This window comes from Deltaproteobacteria bacterium, from assembly GCA_035063765.1.
In the GTDB taxonomy this organism is placed as follows: domain Bacteria; phylum Myxococcota_A; class UBA9160; order UBA9160; family PR03; genus CAADGG01.
The window spans coordinates 210,406-225,434 of sequence record JAPSFT010000006.1 but is presented as its reverse complement, the minus strand read 5'-3'; the positions used below and the strand labels follow the sequence as shown (position 1 = coordinate 225,434).

Below are 15,029 nucleotides of genomic sequence, written 5' to 3'. Positions count from 1 at the left end.
GGTGGCTGCCGTGACCTCCTCCCGGACGCTGCGCGGGCTCGGCGAGCGCGCCATCGAGGCGGGCCTCGGGCTGGCGGCCCTGACCTCGATCGCGATCACGCTCGCCATCCTCTACGTGCTGGCCTCGGAGTCGGTCGGCTTCTTCCTCGTGGTCCCGGTCGGGGACTTCCTGACCGACACGATGTGGACGCCACTCTTCGCCGACGCGCACTTCGGGATCCTGCCGTTGCTCTGCGGCACGCTGGTGTCGTCGGGGGTGGGGCTGGCCGTGGCGGTGCCGCTCGGGCTCACCAGCGCGCTCTACCTCTCGGAGTTCGCCCGCCCGCGCACCCGCGAGCTCGTGAAGCCCTTCCTCGAGCTGCTGGCCGGCGTCCCGACCGTGGTGTACGGCTACTTCGCGCTGCTCTTCGTGACGCCGCTGCTCCAGCGCTGGCTCTTCCCCGACATGCCGGGCTTCAACCTGCTCGCGCCGGGCCTCGTGATCGGGGTCATGATCATCCCCTACGTGAGCTCGCTCTCCGAGGACGCGCTACGCGCGGTGCCGATGGAGCTGCGCGAGGCCGCCTTCGCGATGGGCGCGACGCGCCTCGAGGTGGCGGCGCGCGTCGTCTTGCCGGCGGCGTTCTCGGGCGTCGCGGCGGCCTTCGCCCTCGGCCTGTCGCGCGCGGTCGGCGAGACGATGGTGGTGGCGATCGCTGCCGGCCAGCAGCCGAACCTCACGCTTGACCCGCGCGAGCCGGCCGCCACGATCACGGCCTACATCGTGCAGGTCGCGCTCGGCGACCTGCCCCACGGCAGCATCGGATACCGCAGCATCTTCGCCGCCGGGCTCACGCTGATGGTGTTCACGCTCGCCTTCAACGTCGCCGCCTGGGGGCTGCGGCGCCGCTTCCGGGAGGCCTACTGACCGTGGCACGAGCGCTCACCACCGCCGACCTCGCAGCGCTGCGGCGCGGCATCCGCCGCCGGCGTGCCGGCGACCGTCTGTTCGCGCTGCTCGGCTGGGCCTGCCTGACGGCGGCGCTGCTGGTGCTGGCGGCGCTGCTCGTGGACCTCGCGGCCGACGCGCTGCCGCACCTGCGCTGGGACTTCCTCACCTCGTTCCCGTCCCGCAGGCCCGAGCGCGCGGGCATCCTGTCGGCGTGGGTCGGCAGCCTCGCGGTGATGGGCGTGACCGCGGCGGCCGCGATCCCGCTCGGCGTCGCCGCGGCCGTCTATCTCGAGGAGTACGCGCCCCGGAGCTGGATCACCGACGCGATCGAGATCAGCGTCGCCAACCTGGCCGGCGTGCCCTCGATCGTGTTCGGCCTGCTCGCACTCGGCGTCCTGGTCTACGGGCTCGGCCTCGGGCGCAGCGTGCTGACCGGCGGGCTCACGCTCGCGATGCTGGTGCTGCCGATCGTGATCGTCGCCACCCGCGAGGCCGTCCGCGCGGTGCCCTTCGGGATCCGCGAGGCCGCCTTCGCGCTCGGTGCGACCCGGTGGCAGACGATCCGTCACCACGTGCTGCCGTACTCGCTGGGAGGGATCACGACCGGTGTCATCATCGCGCTCGCGCGCGCGATCGGCGAGACGGCGCCGCTCGTCACGATCGGGGCGCTCACCTACGTCGCCTTCCTGCCGGCTTCACCGGTCCAGGCCGGGTGGCCCTTCCTGTCGTTCCAGTGGCTCGCCGATCCCTTCACCGTGCTGCCGATCCAGACCTTCAACTGGATCTCGCGCCCGGGTGCCGCCTTCCAGGGCAACGCCGCTGCGGCCGGGCTGGTGCTGATGGGCATGACCCTGCTCATGAACGGCGCGGCGATCTGGCTGCGCCATCGCCTGCGCAGGCGGGTCCGCTGGTGAGGGGCCGATGATGGGGGGCGTGAAGGCCGAGGCGATCGGCCTCGACTTCCACTACGGGAGCTTCCAGGCGCTCCACGGGATCGACCTCGCGATCCCCGAGCACGCCGTGACGGCCCTGATCGGGCCCTCGGGCTGCGGCAAGTCCACCTTCCTGCGCTGCTTCAACCGCATGCACGACCTCCAGCCGGGTACGCGCTACGGCGGCACGCTCCTGCTCCATCCCGACGGCGTCGACATCGTGGGCCCCGCGGTCGACCCGATCGAGATGCGCGCGCGGATCGGGATGGTGTTCCAGAAGCCGAACCCCTTCCCGAAGTCGATCTTCGAGAACGTGGCCTTCGGGCTGCGCGTGCGGGGTGGGATGGCACGCGCCGAGATCGCCGACGCCGTCGAGGCGGCGCTCCGGGACGCCGCGCTCTGGGAGGAGGTGAAGGACCGGCTCGGCGAGAGCGCCTTCCGGCTCTCGGGCGGGCAGCAGCAGCGGCTGTGCATCGCCCGCGCGCTCGCGACCGGACCCGAGCTGCTGCTCCTCGACGAGCCCACCTCGGCGCTCGACCCGATCGCGACCGCCGGCATCGAGCAGCTGATCCTCGAGCTGCGCCGCCGGATCACGATCGTGATCGTGACCCACAACCTGCAGCAGGCCGGGCGCGTCTCGGAGCGGACGGCGTTCTTCTACCTGGGGCGGCTCGTGGAGGCGGGCGAGACCCGGCAGCTCTTCGTCAAGCCGGAGAAGGCGGAGACGGAGGCCTACCTGACCGGACGCTTCGGATGAGCCCGAGGTCCTCCGGGCCGTCGGGCCCGTCGAAGCCGCCGTGGAGTAGCGTCTCGACCGACCGCGTCCCCGGTCGCAGCGGAGGTCCCATGCCCCGGATCGTCGAGCCCTTCCTCGGCGAGGTCCACGAGCTGATCCTGCGCATGGGCGGGTGCAGCGAGGCGATCCTCGCCAAGGCGCTGCGCGCGCTCGCCGATCGCAATCCGGCGCTGGCCGAAGAGGTCCGCCTCGACGACCTCGAGATCGACCGCCTCGACGTCGCCGTCGACGAGGCGGTGCTGCGGAGCCTGGCCCTCCAGGCGCCGGTGGCCGACGACCTGCGCCGCCTGCTCGCGGCCTACGACGTCGCGACCGACCTCGAGCGGGTCGGCGACCTCGCGCGCAACATCGCCAAGAGCGCCGCGCGCCTGGCCGAGCGCGCACCGATCCTGCTGCCCGCGAGCTTCGAGACCCTGGCGCACGAGAGCCAGGCCATGCTGCACGACGCCCTCGACGCCTTCGCCGGGCGCGACGCCGCGCGCGCGGCGCGCCTGCTCGCGCAGGACGAGGCGGTGGACGACGAGCAGGACCGCGTGATCCGCAGCGCGCTCGCGGCGATCCACGAGCACCCCGAGCTGTTCGCGCAGGAGATCGACCTGATCCTGGTCGCCAAGAGCCTGGAGCGCGTCGCCGACCACGCCACCAACATCGCCGAGTCGGTGATCCTGCTCGTCGAAGGCCGCAACGTGAAGCACGCCGACAAGCTGGCCGGCGGCGCGAGCTGAGGGTCAGGCGCCGCGGCGAGCGCGCGCCTCCTCGGCCTCGCGGCGCAGGGCCTCGATCGCGGCGCGGTAGTCGGGCGCGCCGTACACCGAGGAGCCGGCCACGAAGGCCTCCGCGCCGGCGCGGGCGGCGGGGCCGATCGTGCCGGGTGCCACGCCGCCGTCCACCTCGAGGACGACGTCGAGGCCTCGCTCGTCGATCCAGGCGCGCAGCTGCTCGAGCTTCGGCAGCACGCTCGGGATGAACTTCTGGCCGCCGAAGCCCGGGTTCACGGACATCACGAGCACCTGGTCGACGTCGCCGAGCACCGGCTCGACCGCGATCGCGGGCGTGCCCGGGTTCAGCACCACGCAGGCCTTGGCGCCCGCCTCGCGGATCTGCCCGAGCGTGCGGTGGACGTGGCGGCAGGCCTCGACCTGCACGCCCACGCGCGCCGCGCCGGCCGCGACGAACTCCTCCACGTAGCGCTCGGGCTCGACGATCATCAGGTGCACGTCGAGCGGCCGGGTCGCGGCCTGGCGCACCGCGCGCACCACGACCGGGCCGATCGTGAGGTTCGGCACGAAGCGCCCGTCCATCACGTCGACGTGGATCCAGTCGGCGCCGGCGTCCTCGACGGCCCGGACCTGCTCGGCGAGGCGGCCGAAGTCGGCCGAGAGGATCGAGGGTGCGATCACGATCGGGCGCATGCTCGGGGATCCTCGCGCTCGAGGCGCACGGCGAAGAAGCCGTCCGTGTCGTGGCGGTGGGGGAGGGTGCGGAGCGCGCCGTCGGCGTCGAGGAGCGGCGGCGCCGTGGGCCCGGCGAGCGAGGCGGGCAGCGCGGCGCGCGGCGTGCGGCGCAGCCCGAGCGTCCCGACGAGCCGGGTGTCCGCGAAGAGCGCGTCGATCACCGCCTCGTTCTCCTCCGGCGCGAGCGTGCAGGTACTGTAGACGAGCGCTCCGCCCGGAGCGAGGCGAAGCGCGGCGGCGCGCAGGATCGCGAGCTGCAGTGCGGCGAGCTGCGCGGGCGCGCCGGGGACGAGGCGCCAGCGCGCGTCGGGGTTGCGCCGCCAGGCGCCGAGCCCCGAGCAGGGCGCGTCGACCAGCACGCGCGCATAGCCGCCGGGCCGGGGTGCCTCGGGAAGACCGTGCGTGGCGTCGGCACACACGGTCGTCACGTGATCCGTCACGCCCAGGCGCGCCGCGTCGCGCGCCACCAGCGCGAGCCGGCGCTCGTGGCGGTCCGCCGCGACCACGAGCCCACCGGGCGCGATCCGCTCCGCGATCGCGGTGGCCTTGGCGCCGGGCGCGGCGCAGGCGTCGAGCACGCACTCCCCGGGCCGGGGGTCGAGGAGCTCGACGACGAGCTGCGAGGCCTCGTCCTGCACGGTCATGCGGCCTTCGACGAAGGCCGGGTCGCGCACCGGGTCGCCGGGGCCGCCGAGGCGTACGCCGTCGGGGGCCATGCGACACGGAGTCGCGTCGGGGAAGCGGCCGCGCAGCTCGGCGAGCAGCGCGTCGCGCCGGGTCCGCAGCCGGTTCGCCCGGACCGTGCGCGGGGCGGGCTGGTTCAGCGCCGCGGCGAGCGCCGCCGCCTCGGCGGGCCCGTAGGCGGCGAGCCAGCGCTCGGCCACCCACGCCGGCACCGAGAGGCCGTGGACCAGGTGCCCGAGCGGGTCGCCGGCGAGGGCAGGCGGTGCGAGCGAGCCGCGCTCGCGAGCGAGCCGGCGCAGGGCTGCGTTGGCGAGCCCCGCGGCGCGGCCGAGCCCGGCCGCGTGCGCGAGCCGCACCGTCTCCGACACCGCGACCGCCTCCGGGATCCGGTCGCAGAAGGCGATCTGGTAGGCGCCGAGCCGCAGCAGCTCGCGCACGCGCGGCTCGAGCCCGGCGAGCGGGCGGTCGACCACCTGCGCGAGCAGGAAGTCGAGGCGCCCGCGCCAGCGCAGGGTGCCGTAGGCGAGCTCGGTCGCGAGGGCGCGCTCGCGCGGGGCGAGCGCGCTGCGCGCGAGCTCGGCGCGCAGCGCCAGGTCCGCGTAGGCCCCCGCCTCGGCGACCCGCTCGAGCACGCGCAGCGCGAGCGCGCGCGCGCCGGCGGGCGGCGGCGCCGCGGGTCCCCGGGCCGTCACGGGTCGCCGAGCCGCGCGCCGTCGGGGAGCGCGCGCCCGCGCTGGAAGGCGGCGGCGTCGAGGGGGCGCCCCCCCGCGCGCTGGAGCACGAGCGGCGCGAGCCAGCCCGCGCCGGTCGCGATCCGCAGCGGCGCGTCCCCATCCCCGGGCCGCACGGTTCCGGGCGGATCGGCGCCGGGCGCCGCGACGGCGCGCGCGTGCAGGATGCGCAGCCGCTCGCCCTCCCAGGTCGTCCACGCGCCGGGTCGCGGTGCCATCGCGCGCACCTTGCGGGCGAGCGCCGCCGCGGGGCCGCGCCAGTCGAGCCGGGCGTCGTCGGCCGTGAGCTTCGGGGCGAGCGTCGCCTGGCTCGGGTCCTGCTCGCGCCAGGTGAGCCCGCCTGCGGCCTGGCGTGCCACGGCCTCCTCGATCGCGTCGGCCGCGAGCTGCGCGAGCCGCTCCTCGAGCGCGCCGGTGGTCTCGTCGGGCCCGATCGGGGTGCGCCGCACGAGCGCCACGGCCCCGGCGTCCATCTCGCGCTCGACGCGCATCACCGAGATCCCCGTCTCGGCGTCACCGGCCAGGATCGCGTGCGCGATCGGGGCCGCGCCGCGGTGGCGCGGCAGCAGGCTCGCGTGGGCGTTGAGCAGGAAGCCCGCGCGCGGCAGCTCGCGCAGCGGCTTCGGGAGGAACTGCCCGAACGCCACCACGATCCCGAGGTCCGGCTCGAGGGCGCGCAGCCGCTCGACGAAGGCGGGGTCGCCGGCCCGCTCGGAGCGCCAGGCGGGGAGCCCGGCCCGCCCGGCGGCCTCGGCCACCGGCGACGGCGAGAGGCGCCGGCCGCGCCCGCGCGGCCGGTCGGGCTGGGTCACGACCGCGACCACCGGGTGCGGCCCGGCGAGCAGCCGCTCGAGGGTCGGCACCGCGAAGGCCGGCGTGCCGAAGAAGAGGAGCTTCAGAGCCGGGTCGCCGGCGGGCGCTCGCCGGCGGTCGTCCAGGCCGCACCCGCCTCGCGCAGCGCCTTCTTGCGCTTCTGGACGTAGAGGTCGCGCTTGAGCCGGCTGATCCGGTCGATGAAGAGGAGGCCGTCGAGGTGGTCCACCTCGTGCTGGAAGCAGACGGCCCGCAGGCCCTGCGCCTCCTCGCGGATCTCCCGGCCCTCGAGGTCGGTGGCGCGCAGCACCACCCGCTCGGCGCGCTCCACGTCCGCGGTGAGCTCGGGCACCGAGAGGCAGCCCTCGTTCCAGACGATCCGGCCCTCGCGCTCGACGATCTCGGGGTTCACGAGGATCAGCGGCGCGCGCTCGGCCTCCTCGTCGGTCCAGTCCGTGTCGAGCACGACGAGTCGCAGCGCGGCGCCCACCTGCGGGGCCGCGAGCCCGATGCCGGGCTCGTCGTACATGGTCTCGAGCAGGTCCGCGGCGAGCTGGCGCAGCTCGTCGGTGATCTTCTCGACCGGCTCCGAGCGGCGGCGCAGCCGCGGGTCGGGAAACTGGAGCACGTCGAGGATCGCCATGGCGCGCCGAGGGTAGCGAACCACCCCGTCAGAGCATGTTCACCGGATGCGGGTCGACGCTCGCACGCAGGTGGCGCGCCTCGCGCTCGAGCGCCGCCGCGGCGCGCGCCAGCGCGCGGCCGGCCTCGTGCACTGCCTTCGCGTCGCGGCCCTTCACTACGAGCTGGAAGCGGAAGCGATCGCGCAGGCGCGCGAGCGGTGCGGGCGCCGGGCCGAGCACCTCGAGCGCGGGCCCGCGCGCGCCGCCGGCCGCCGGGGGCGCGCCCGCGTCGTCCGGGAGGCCCGCGGCGCGGCGCGCGACCGTCACGAGCCGCGCCGCCTGGGCCTGCGCCTCGGCCTCGTCGGGGCCCGACACCAGCGCGTGCACGAGCGCGCCGCAGGGCGGGTAGGCGAGGGCGTCGCGATGGGCGAGCTCGGCGCGGTAGAAGGCCTCGTAGTCGTGGTGGCGCACGGGCGCGATCGCGTAGTGGTCGGGCGCAAAGGTCTGGACCAGCACGCGCCCCGGCGCCTCGCCGCGGCCCGCGCGGCCCGCCACCTGGGTGAGGAGCTGGAAGGTGCGCTCGGCGGCGCGGAAGTCCGGGAAGTGGAGGGTCTGGTCGGCCGCCACGACGCCCACGAGCCGCACGCCCGGGAAGTGGTGGCCCTTGGCCACCATCTGCGTGCCGATCAGGACGTCGACGCGGCCGGTGGCGAGCGCGCCGAGCACGCGTTCGGTCTCGCCGCGGCGCGCGGCGGTGTCGCGGTCGAGCCGCGCGATGCGGGCGGCCGGGAAGCGCGTCCGCACCTCCTCCTCGAGGCGCTCGGTGCCGATCCCGAGCAGCGCCGACTCGGGCGCCCCGCAGCCCGAGCAGGCATCGGGCGGGTCGATCGCGTAGTCGCAGTAGTGGCAGCGGAGCTTCCCGGCGCCGGCGTGGAAGACCAGCGACACCTCGCAGTGACGGCAGGTCTCGGCGTGCCCGCAGGAGAAGCAGAAGACGCGGGTCGAGAAGCCGCGGCGGTTCAGGAACAGGATCGCCTGGCCGCCGGCGGCGAGCGTGTCCGCGAGCGCCGCGCGCAGCGCGCGCGAGAGCACGAGCTTGCGCCCGCGCGGGAGCGCGGCGCGCTCGGCGTTCAGGTCCACGAGCTCCACCTCCGGGAGCGGGCGCCCGCCGATCCGGTGCGGCAGCACGAGCCGGCGGAGCGCGCCGCGCTCGGCGGCGAAGCGGGTCTCGAGCGAGGGGGTCGCCGAGCCGAGCACCAGCGGGCAGCCCGCCGCGGCGGCACGCCGCGCGGCGAGGTCGCGCGCGTGGTAGCGGAAGCCCTCCTCGTTCTTGTAGGCGGACTCCTGCTCCTCGTCGATCACGACGAGGCCCAGGTCGTCGAGCGGCGCGAAGAGCGCCGAGCGCGCGCCGACCGCGATCGGTGTCGAGCCCGCGAGCAGGCGCCGCCACTCGGCGATGCGCTCGCCGGGCCGGAGCGCGCTGTGCAGGACCGCCACCCGGTCGCCGAAGCGCGCCTGGAGCCGGGCCACGAGCTGGTGGGTGAGGGTGATCTCGGGCACCAGCACCAGCACCTGGCGGCCGAGCGCCAGGGCCTCGGCGATCGCGCGCAGGTAGACCTCGGTCTTGCCGCTGCCGGTGACGCCGTGGAGCAGGAAGCGCTCGGGGCGGCGCGCGCGCACCGCCGCGGCGATCGCGTCGAGCGCGGCCTGCTGCTCGGGCACGAGCGCGGGCGCCGTGGGCTCGCCGTCGGCGAGCAGCGCCGGGGCCGCCCCCCGCACGAGCGCGCGCTCCTCGACCCGGACGAGGCCGCGGCGCGCGAGCGCGCGCAGCGCCGCCGCGGCGCCGGGCTCGTCGTGCACGAGTGCGCCCTGCTCGGTCGGGCCGCGCGCGGCGAGCGTGCGCAGGAGCGCGGCCTGGCGCGGGGCGCGCGCGAGCAGGGTCGCCGCCGCCTCGCCCGGGGCGGCGGTCGGGTCCGCCAGGGTGACGATCCGCTCGCGGGGCGGCCGCGCGGCGGCGGCGTCGACGCTCGCCGTCGCGAGCAGGCCGTCGCGGGCGAGGAGCCGGAGCGCGGCCTCGGCGCCGCGGAAGCGGCGTGCGAGCCAGCTCCGCGGGCGCGGCCCCCCGGCCAGCGCGGCGAGCAGCGGGCGCCACTCGCGGGCGACGGCGCCGCGCGCGAGGGCCTCGTGGCCCCGCGGCGTGAGGGCGAAGCCCGGCGCTGCGCGCGGCGCCGAGCCGGAGGGGGTCGCGCAGGCCAGCGCGAGCCCGACCGGGCAGTAGGCGTCGGCCGCCGCCTCGACCAGGACCTCGATCAAGTCGGGGCTCACGACCGGCGCCGGGTCGATCACGCTCTCGATCGCCCGCAGCGGGGCCCCGCCCGGCGCCGGCGCGTCGCTGCGCGCGACGATCAGGCCGGTCGCGCGCCGCGCGCCGAAGGGGACCCGCGCGCGCCGGCCCGGCACGGCGTCGGCGGCGAGCGCCGCCGGCACCCCGTAGTGGAAGAGCGTGTCGACGGGCACCGGCAGCGCGATCTCGACGCGCGCGGCGAAGCCCGCTCGATCGACCGGGCTGCCGGGCGGCCTTGTCTGGAGCACGGCGACAGTGTATCCGGCGGGGCCATGCGCACGCGGGTCCGGGTCCAGCACACGGCGGGCGGGGGCCGCCGTCTCGAGATCGACGGCACCTTCGCGTCCTACTGGCGGGCGGGCGGCGCCGCCACCGGCTCGGTCTGGGACGCGCTCGTGGCGCCGCTCCTCCTGCTGCCGCCCGCGCGCCGGCGCCGCGTCCTGGTGCTGGGCCTGGGCGGCGGCTCGGCGGCGCGCCTCGTGCGCGCGCTCGCGCCGCCCGCCACGATCGTGGGCGTCGAGCGCGACCGCGCGGTGGTGGCGGCCGCGCGCCGCCACTTCGGGCTCGACGCGCTCGGCGTCGAGGTGGTGCGGGGCGACGCGCTCGTCCTGCTCGCGCGCGAGCGGCGGCGCTTCGACCTCGTGATCGAGGACTGCTTCGTCGGGGCGGGCCGGGCCGAGCGCAAGCCGCCGGGCTTCCCGCTGCCCGGCCTGGCCCTGGCGGCGCGGCGGCTCGCCGCGGGCGGCGTCCTCGCCGTCAACACCCTCGACGAGACGGCGCCGGTCGCGCGCGTCCTCGCGGAGCTCCTGCCGCACCGGCTCGAGCTGCGCATCGCGGGCTACGACAACCGGGTGCTGGCGGCGTCGGCGCGACCGCTCGAGGCGCGCGCCCTGCGCGCGGCGCTGGCCCGCGCCCCCCTCTTCGCGGCCACGGCCGCGCGACTGCAGCTGCGCACCCGGGCCTGAGGCCCGGATCGGGAGGCGAAGGATGGACCTGGGCCATGGCTCGCTCGCGAACCTGGGACGGCTGCGCGACTTCGAGCGCCACCGGCTCTCCTCGTGGGACCGCAGCGGCGGCAACCGCGACTTCCTGCTCGTCCCCCCCGGCGAGCGCGTCGAGCTGGGCCGGATCGCGGGCCCCGGCTGCGTCAAGCACCTGTGGGTGACGACGGTGCCGGTCCCGGCGGAGCCCCACGACCTGTGCGGGCTCGTGCTGCGCGCCTGGTGGGACGGCGAGCCGAGCCCGAGCGTGGAGACGCCGCTCGGCGACTTCTTCGGCGTGGGCTTCGGGCTTCGCCGCAACTTCGTGTCGCTGCCGCTCCAGATGAGCCCCGAGGACGGCCGCGCCATGAACTGCTGGTTCCCGATGCCCTTTGCCGAGGGCGCGCGCTTCGAGATCGAGAACCAGGGCACGGCGACCCGCGTCTTCTACTACTACCTCGACTACGAGTCCTACCCGCGCCTCGACCCCGCCCAGGCGCGCTTCCACGCCTGGTGGAACCGGCTGCCGCGCTCGGCGGGCCTGGCCCGCGAGCGCGGGCTCCGCCGCGAGGACTACGCCACCGTCGAGGCCCGCCTGCGCGGCCCGTGGCGGGAGCCGAACCTCGACGGCGCGCGCAACTACGTGCTGCTCGACGCGCGCGGCCGCGGCCAGTACGTCGGCTGCGTGCTCAACGTCGACGTCTTCGAGCGCCAGCTCGACGACTGGTACGGCGAGGGCGACGACATGATCTTCGTCGACGGCGAGCTGCGCCTGCACGGCACCGGCACGGAGGACTACTTCAACACCGCCTTCTGCCCGAAGCAGGTCTACTGCGCGCCCTATCACGGGCTCACCGTCTACAGCGGCACCCCCGAGTGGCCGTGGGGCGGCAAGAACTCGATGTACCGCTTCCACGTCGAGGACCCGATCCGCTTCGAGCGCTCGATCCGGGTCACGATCGAGACCGGCCACGCCAACGAGTTCGCGAGCGACTACTCGAGCGTCGCCTACTGGTATCAGCTCGACCGGCGCGAGCCGCTGCCCGCGCTGCCGCCGCTCGCCGAGCGGCTCCCGCGCCCCGACCCGCCCGGCCTGGGGTAGGATCGGCGGCGCCGGGCAGGCCCGGACGGAGCGAGGCGATGGGCGGGACCCCGGGGCGGGCGATGGTGGCGGCGTGCGGGCTGGCGGCGCTCCTGGCGGGCGCGCCGGCCCTCGCCGGGGAGGACGCGGCGCGCGCGCTCGAGGCCGAGATCGAGCGGGCGCGCGCGGAGGAGGCCGCGGAGGCGGCGGCCCTGCGCGAGGCGGCGCGCGAGGCCGAGGAGGCCGCCGCGCTGCGCGCCGCGCCCGCGCCCGCCGCCGGGCCCGGGCCCTCGCCCGGGCCGTCGCTGGCGCCGGGGCCGACCTCCTGGGAGCGCGAGCTCGACGCTGCGCGCCTGCGCGGGCACCGGATCGGCGCGGCCTGGAACGAGGCGTGGCGCGAGCTGGCCCGCGACGAGGACTTCCGCGAGACGGCCTGCTTTCCGTCGCAGGCGGCGCTCGACGCCGTCGCGGGCGACCGGATCCGCTACCGGCAGCTCGCGCGCGACGACTTCCGGGCCCGCCGCCGCAGCCGCGACCTCCACCTCGCGGTGAAGATGGAGAACGCGGTCACCGAGGCGCACGTCGCGACCACCATCGTCTGCGTCGGCCGCCTGCGCGCCGAGGAGGTGACGCGCGGCCGCTTCGCGGTCTGGTTCGACGAGCTCGACTATGTGGCGTTCCTGAACCGCGAGGAGTCGTGGTGGAACCCGAAGGCGAGGACGAACCCCGAGTGGGTCCTGCGCCACGAGCAGCTCCACTTCGACGTGACGGAGCTGGTCGCGCGCCGCCTCGACGCCGAGCGCGAGCGCCATGCGCTCGCCTCGAAGGTCGTCGCCGACAGCCCCGGCGAGGCGATGCGCGCGTTCGCGGAGCGCTGGGCCGCCGCCCAGCGCGCGCGGCGCGCGGACTGGGAGGCGCTCCAGGACCAGTACGACCGCGAGACCCGCCACGGTACGATCCCGAAGCAGCAGACCGCCTGGTTCGCGCGGGTCCATCGCGAGCTCGCGACGCTGTCGGCCTCGGCGCGCTGAAGGCGCGAGGCCCCGGGGCGGCCGTAAGCCCTTCCGGAAGGCGAAAGCGGGCGAAAGTCAGCCACCGACGGCGCTCTCCCGGGCACCTATCCGGAAGATCGCGCCGGCCCGGTGCTTCGACGCCGGCGGCATGACGCGTGCGCGACCGCGCCCGGGTGGCGGCGGTCGCGCCGGAGAGGGAGACGGATGACGAGGGATCCTGTCCTGCGGCGCGCGGCCGCGTGCGGCGCCGTGCTCGCGCTGGGGCTGGCGGCCCCCGCCTCCGCCTACGTCCGGATCGACGACTTCAGCGACCCGCAGACCCTGACCCTGGCCGGAGGCGAGGACCTCGCGAGCAGCTCCGTGATCGCGCCGAACGCGATCGTCGGCGAGCGCGACGCGGTGATCGAGCGGGCGGCCGGAGCGGGCGCCGTCACGCTCGACGTCGACCCCGGGGCGAGTGAGCGCCTCTTCTTCGAGAACGCCGTCGGGACGGAGTCCACGCTGATGCTCGTCTACGACGGCGCCGACGGCGATCCGCTCGCGATCGACCCCGGCGGGCTCGGCGACGTCGACCTGACCGAGCTCGGCACCGAGGACCGCTTCGCGATCCGCGTGCAGTCGGACCAGGCGATCGAGGTCTGGTTCCAGATCTTCGACGCCGGCGACCCGAGCGGGGACACCTGGTCGGCGGGCACGCTCGCGGTCCCCTCCGGCCCGTCGCTCGCGTGGCACGAGCTCCCGCTGGTCGATCTCGTGGCGGCAGGGCCTGGCGGCCACGCCGACCCCACCGACACGGGCGCGATCCTGGTGCGCGTGTCTGGCCCCGCGGGGCTCGACGTGCAGATCGACGAGATCCGCGTGCCGGAGCCCGGTGCGTGGACCGCCGGTCTCGCTGCCCTCGCTGCGCTCACGTCGCTGCGCCGCACGCGCCGCTGAGGCGCTCGCCCGCCTGCCACCAATCGCTCGTCCCGGCCACTCCAGGAGGGGAAGGGGGAGTCGGCGCTGCCGGGATCGGCGGCGCCTCGGGAGGCTTCGGGCAATGTTGCGCTCTCTTGTGTCCAGCGCCGTGGCGCTCGGGCTCGCGGTGGGGATTCCGTCCCTCGCCTCGGCGCTCGTGATCGACGACTTCGCCGACCCGTCCTGGTTGACGACCGGCCTCGGTGGCCTGCCGAACCCGAAGGAGCAACCCGGGGGCTTCGCTGCGGCGGCGGTCGGCGGCAACCGCGCGGTGGTGCTGGAGCGCACGGCCGGCGGAGGCAGCGCCAGCTACGACACGAGCATGAGCGCGTCCGGCGCGCTCTCCGTGTCGACGGGGGCGGGTGTCGTGGCGAACGCGCTCGTCATCTACGACGGCAACCAGGACGACGCGGTGAACACCTCGGGGCTCGACGTCGACGTCACCGAGGGCGGCACCAACTCGCTGCTGCGCTTGCTCGTCGAGGCGGATCAGTCCGACGTGGTGATCCGCGTGACGTTCCACGAGGGCGCCAACGCGTCGTTCGTGGACCTCCACACGAGCGGCGGCAACACGTTCGGCAGCGCTCAGTTGCTGACCGCGGATCTCCTCAGCGGCCTGACGGCCGGCGGGAGCGGCTTCGCGGACCTCGAGCACGTCGGGGCGATCACGCTCGAGATCTTCGGGCCGACCGCGTTCGACGTGTCGATCCAGCAGTTCCAGTCGGCCGTGCCCGAGCCCCTGTCGGTGGCCCTCCTGGGCCTCGGCACGAGCGGCCTCCTGCTGATGGGCCGGCGGCGCGCCCGGGCGTAGCGGCCCGGATTCCTGCGAGCAGCGGCGGGCGCCCCGCGCGGGCGCCCGCCGCGCGCGCGTCACGCCTCCGGCCGCTCGTCCTCGAGGAACTGCAGCACGATCTCGTCGAAGCGTTTGGCCGCTTCGGCCATCACCAGGTGGCCGGCGTGCGGGATCACGACGAGATGGGCGTCGGGCAGCGCCGCGGCCAGCTCGCGCGCGAGCTTCGGAGGCGTCAGGACGTCCTCCTGGCCGCAGAGCACGAGCGCCGGCTGCGCGAGGGCCCCGAGCCGGGCGCTCGTGTCGTGGCCCAGGCAGGCGTCGCACTGGCGCACGAAGGTGGCCTCCGGCATCGGGAAGCCGCCGTGCAGGTAGCCCTGGAGCATCGGCTGGACCAGGTCGCGCTGTTCGAGCGTCTCGTCCGAGAGCGTCCACAGCATGCGCTCCCAGGCGATCACCTCGCGGGGCAGGCCGTGGCCCGCCATCGCCTTCCACTTGGCGATCAGCATGCGGCGCTTGGCGTCCGGCCGCGCCCAGGTGCCGACCAGCACGAGCCGGGCCACCCGCTCCGGGTGCCGCAGCGCGAGCTCCTGCGCGACCATCCCGCCCATGAACGCGCCCAGCACGTGGGCGCGCCCGATCCCGAGCGCGTCGAGCAGGGCGGCAGCGTCGTCGGCCAGGTCGGCGGTCGTGAAGGCGCCGCCGGGATCCTGGGACTCGCCGACCCCGCGGTGGTCGAACACCACGCAGCGGTGTCGGAGGGCGAACTCCGGGACCTGGAGGGCGAGCCACCCCTGGGAGGCGCCGCCGAGCCCCGCGATCAGGAGCAGCGGCAGGCCGGAGGCGTCCCCGTGGACCTCGTAGGAGAGGGAGTGCGAGCCGACCGGGGCGAGCGGCATG

15 protein-coding genes are annotated in these 15,029 nt (G+C 76.1%); 9 read left to right on the top strand and 6 right to left on the bottom strand.

Annotated features, from left to right (window positions below; genetic code table 11):
• The first annotated feature begins 28 nt into the window (after nucleotides 1–28).
• The 4 genes from pstC (at nucleotide 29) to phoU (ending at nucleotide 3,384) form a co-directional block, all read left to right on the top strand.
• Nucleotides 29–907: a phosphate ABC transporter permease subunit PstC gene (gene pstC, locus OZ948_06275; GenBank protein MEB2344327.1), complete on the top strand. Its 879-nt coding sequence runs from the start codon at nucleotides 29–31 to the stop codon at nucleotides 905–907.
• Nucleotides 908–909: 2 nt separating this feature from the next.
• Nucleotides 910–1,845 (top strand): phosphate ABC transporter permease PstA, encoded by a 936-nt coding sequence (gene pstA / locus OZ948_06270; protein MEB2344326.1) that lies wholly within the window; start codon nucleotides 910–912, stop codon nucleotides 1,843–1,845.
• 10 nt (nucleotides 1,846–1,855) lie between these two features.
• Complete coding sequence (gene pstB / locus OZ948_06265) at nucleotides 1,856–2,620, top strand: phosphate ABC transporter ATP-binding protein PstB (GenBank protein MEB2344325.1); 765 nt, start codon at nucleotides 1,856–1,858, stop codon at nucleotides 2,618–2,620.
• Nucleotides 2,621–2,709: 89 nt separating this feature from the next.
• Entirely contained in the window at nucleotides 2,710–3,384 is a 675-nt protein-coding gene (phoU, locus tag OZ948_06260; protein MEB2344324.1) for a phosphate signaling complex protein PhoU, read from the top strand.
• Nucleotides 3,385–3,387: 3 nt separating this feature from the next.
• On the opposite strand, the gene rpe is transcribed toward phoU, so the two are convergent.
• Genes rpe through priA form a run of 5 tightly spaced genes read right to left on the bottom strand, consistent with a single transcriptional unit; the run spans nucleotide 3,388 to nucleotide 9,556 of the window.
• Nucleotides 3,388–4,071, bottom strand: a complete 684-nt coding sequence (gene rpe, locus OZ948_06255; protein MEB2344323.1) for a ribulose-phosphate 3-epimerase — start codon at nucleotides 4,069–4,071, stop codon at nucleotides 3,388–3,390.
• Complete coding sequence (rsmB, locus tag OZ948_06250) at nucleotides 4,056–5,489, bottom strand: 16S rRNA (cytosine(967)-C(5))-methyltransferase RsmB (GenBank protein ID MEB2344322.1); 1,434 nt, start codon at nucleotides 5,487–5,489, stop codon at nucleotides 4,056–4,058. The genes rpe and rsmB overlap by 16 nt, the downstream gene beginning before the upstream one ends.
• Nucleotides 5,486–6,427: a methionyl-tRNA formyltransferase gene (fmt, locus tag OZ948_06245; protein MEB2344321.1), complete on the bottom strand. Its 942-nt coding sequence runs from the start codon at nucleotides 6,425–6,427 to the stop codon at nucleotides 5,486–5,488. The genes rsmB and fmt overlap by 4 nt, the downstream gene beginning before the upstream one ends.
• Nucleotides 6,424–6,984 carry a peptide deformylase gene (gene def, locus OZ948_06240; GenBank protein MEB2344320.1) on the bottom strand — a complete coding sequence of 187 codons (561 nt, stop codon included), beginning with the start codon at nucleotides 6,982–6,984 and terminating at the stop codon, nucleotides 6,424–6,426. The genes fmt and def overlap by 4 nt, the downstream gene beginning before the upstream one ends.
• A gap of 28 nt (nucleotides 6,985–7,012) precedes the next feature.
• On the bottom strand, nucleotides 7,013–9,556 hold the full coding sequence (gene priA / locus OZ948_06235) for a primosomal protein N' (GenBank protein ID MEB2344319.1): 2,544 nt from the start codon (nucleotides 9,554–9,556) through the stop codon (nucleotides 7,013–7,015).
• A gap of 24 nt (nucleotides 9,557–9,580) precedes the next feature.
• Here priA and OZ948_06230 point away from each other — a divergent pair, with 24 nt between their 5' ends.
• From OZ948_06230 to OZ948_06210, 5 genes are all read left to right on the top strand, one after another.
• Entirely contained in the window at nucleotides 9,581–10,273 is a 693-nt protein-coding gene (locus tag OZ948_06230; protein ID MEB2344318.1) for a hypothetical protein, read from the top strand.
• 22 nt (nucleotides 10,274–10,295) lie between these two features.
• The gene (locus OZ948_06225) at nucleotides 10,296–11,390 is read left to right on the top strand and encodes a DUF2961 domain-containing protein (protein ID MEB2344317.1); all 1,095 of its coding nucleotides are present in this window, start codon (nucleotides 10,296–10,298) and stop codon (nucleotides 11,388–11,390) included.
• 38 nt (nucleotides 11,391–11,428) lie between these two features.
• Nucleotides 11,429–12,400 carry a hypothetical protein gene (locus OZ948_06220; GenBank protein MEB2344316.1) on the top strand — a complete coding sequence of 324 codons (972 nt, stop codon included), beginning with the start codon at nucleotides 11,429–11,431 and terminating at the stop codon, nucleotides 12,398–12,400.
• Between the two features lie 186 nt (nucleotides 12,401–12,586).
• Nucleotides 12,587–13,318 (top strand): hypothetical protein, encoded by a 732-nt coding sequence (locus OZ948_06215; GenBank protein MEB2344315.1) that lies wholly within the window; start codon nucleotides 12,587–12,589, stop codon nucleotides 13,316–13,318.
• A gap of 103 nt (nucleotides 13,319–13,421) precedes the next feature.
• The gene (locus tag OZ948_06210) at nucleotides 13,422–14,150 is read left to right on the top strand and encodes a PEP-CTERM sorting domain-containing protein (protein ID MEB2344314.1); all 729 of its coding nucleotides are present in this window, start codon (nucleotides 13,422–13,424) and stop codon (nucleotides 14,148–14,150) included.
• A 59-nt stretch (nucleotides 14,151–14,209) separates the two neighbouring features.
• Here OZ948_06210 and OZ948_06205 read toward each other — a convergent pair whose 3' ends face one another.
• Nucleotides 14,210–15,028: an alpha/beta fold hydrolase gene (locus OZ948_06205; protein MEB2344313.1), complete on the bottom strand. Its 819-nt coding sequence runs from the start codon at nucleotides 15,026–15,028 to the stop codon at nucleotides 14,210–14,212.
• Between the last annotated feature and the right edge of the window lies 1 nt (nucleotide 15,029).

Coding starts and splice junctions, on each gene's coding strand:
- pstB (MEB2344325.1), top strand. CDS start 1,856: ATGGGGGGCGTGAAGGCCGAGGCGATCGGCCTCGACTTCCACTACGGG.
- phoU (MEB2344324.1), top strand. CDS start 2,710: ATGCCCCGGATCGTCGAGCCCTTCCTCGGCGAGGTCCACGAGCTGATC.
- rpe (MEB2344323.1), bottom strand. CDS start 4,071: ATGCGCCCGATCGTGATCGCACCCTCGATCCTCTCGGCCGACTTCGGC.
- def (MEB2344320.1), bottom strand. CDS start 6,984: ATGGCGATCCTCGACGTGCTCCAGTTTCCCGACCCGCGGCTGCGCCGC.
- OZ948_06230 (MEB2344318.1), top strand. CDS start 9,581: ATGCGCACGCGGGTCCGGGTCCAGCACACGGCGGGCGGGGGCCGCCGT.
- OZ948_06225 (MEB2344317.1), top strand. CDS start 10,296: ATGGACCTGGGCCATGGCTCGCTCGCGAACCTGGGACGGCTGCGCGAC.
- OZ948_06220 (MEB2344316.1), top strand. CDS start 11,429: ATGGGCGGGACCCCGGGGCGGGCGATGGTGGCGGCGTGCGGGCTGGCG.
- OZ948_06215 (MEB2344315.1), top strand. CDS start 12,587: ATGACGAGGGATCCTGTCCTGCGGCGCGCGGCCGCGTGCGGCGCCGTG.
- OZ948_06210 (MEB2344314.1), top strand. CDS start 13,422: ATGTTGCGCTCTCTTGTGTCCAGCGCCGTGGCGCTCGGGCTCGCGGTG.
- OZ948_06205 (MEB2344313.1), bottom strand. CDS start 15,028: ATGCCGCTCGCCCCGGTCGGCTCGCACTCCCTCTCCTACGAGGTCCAC.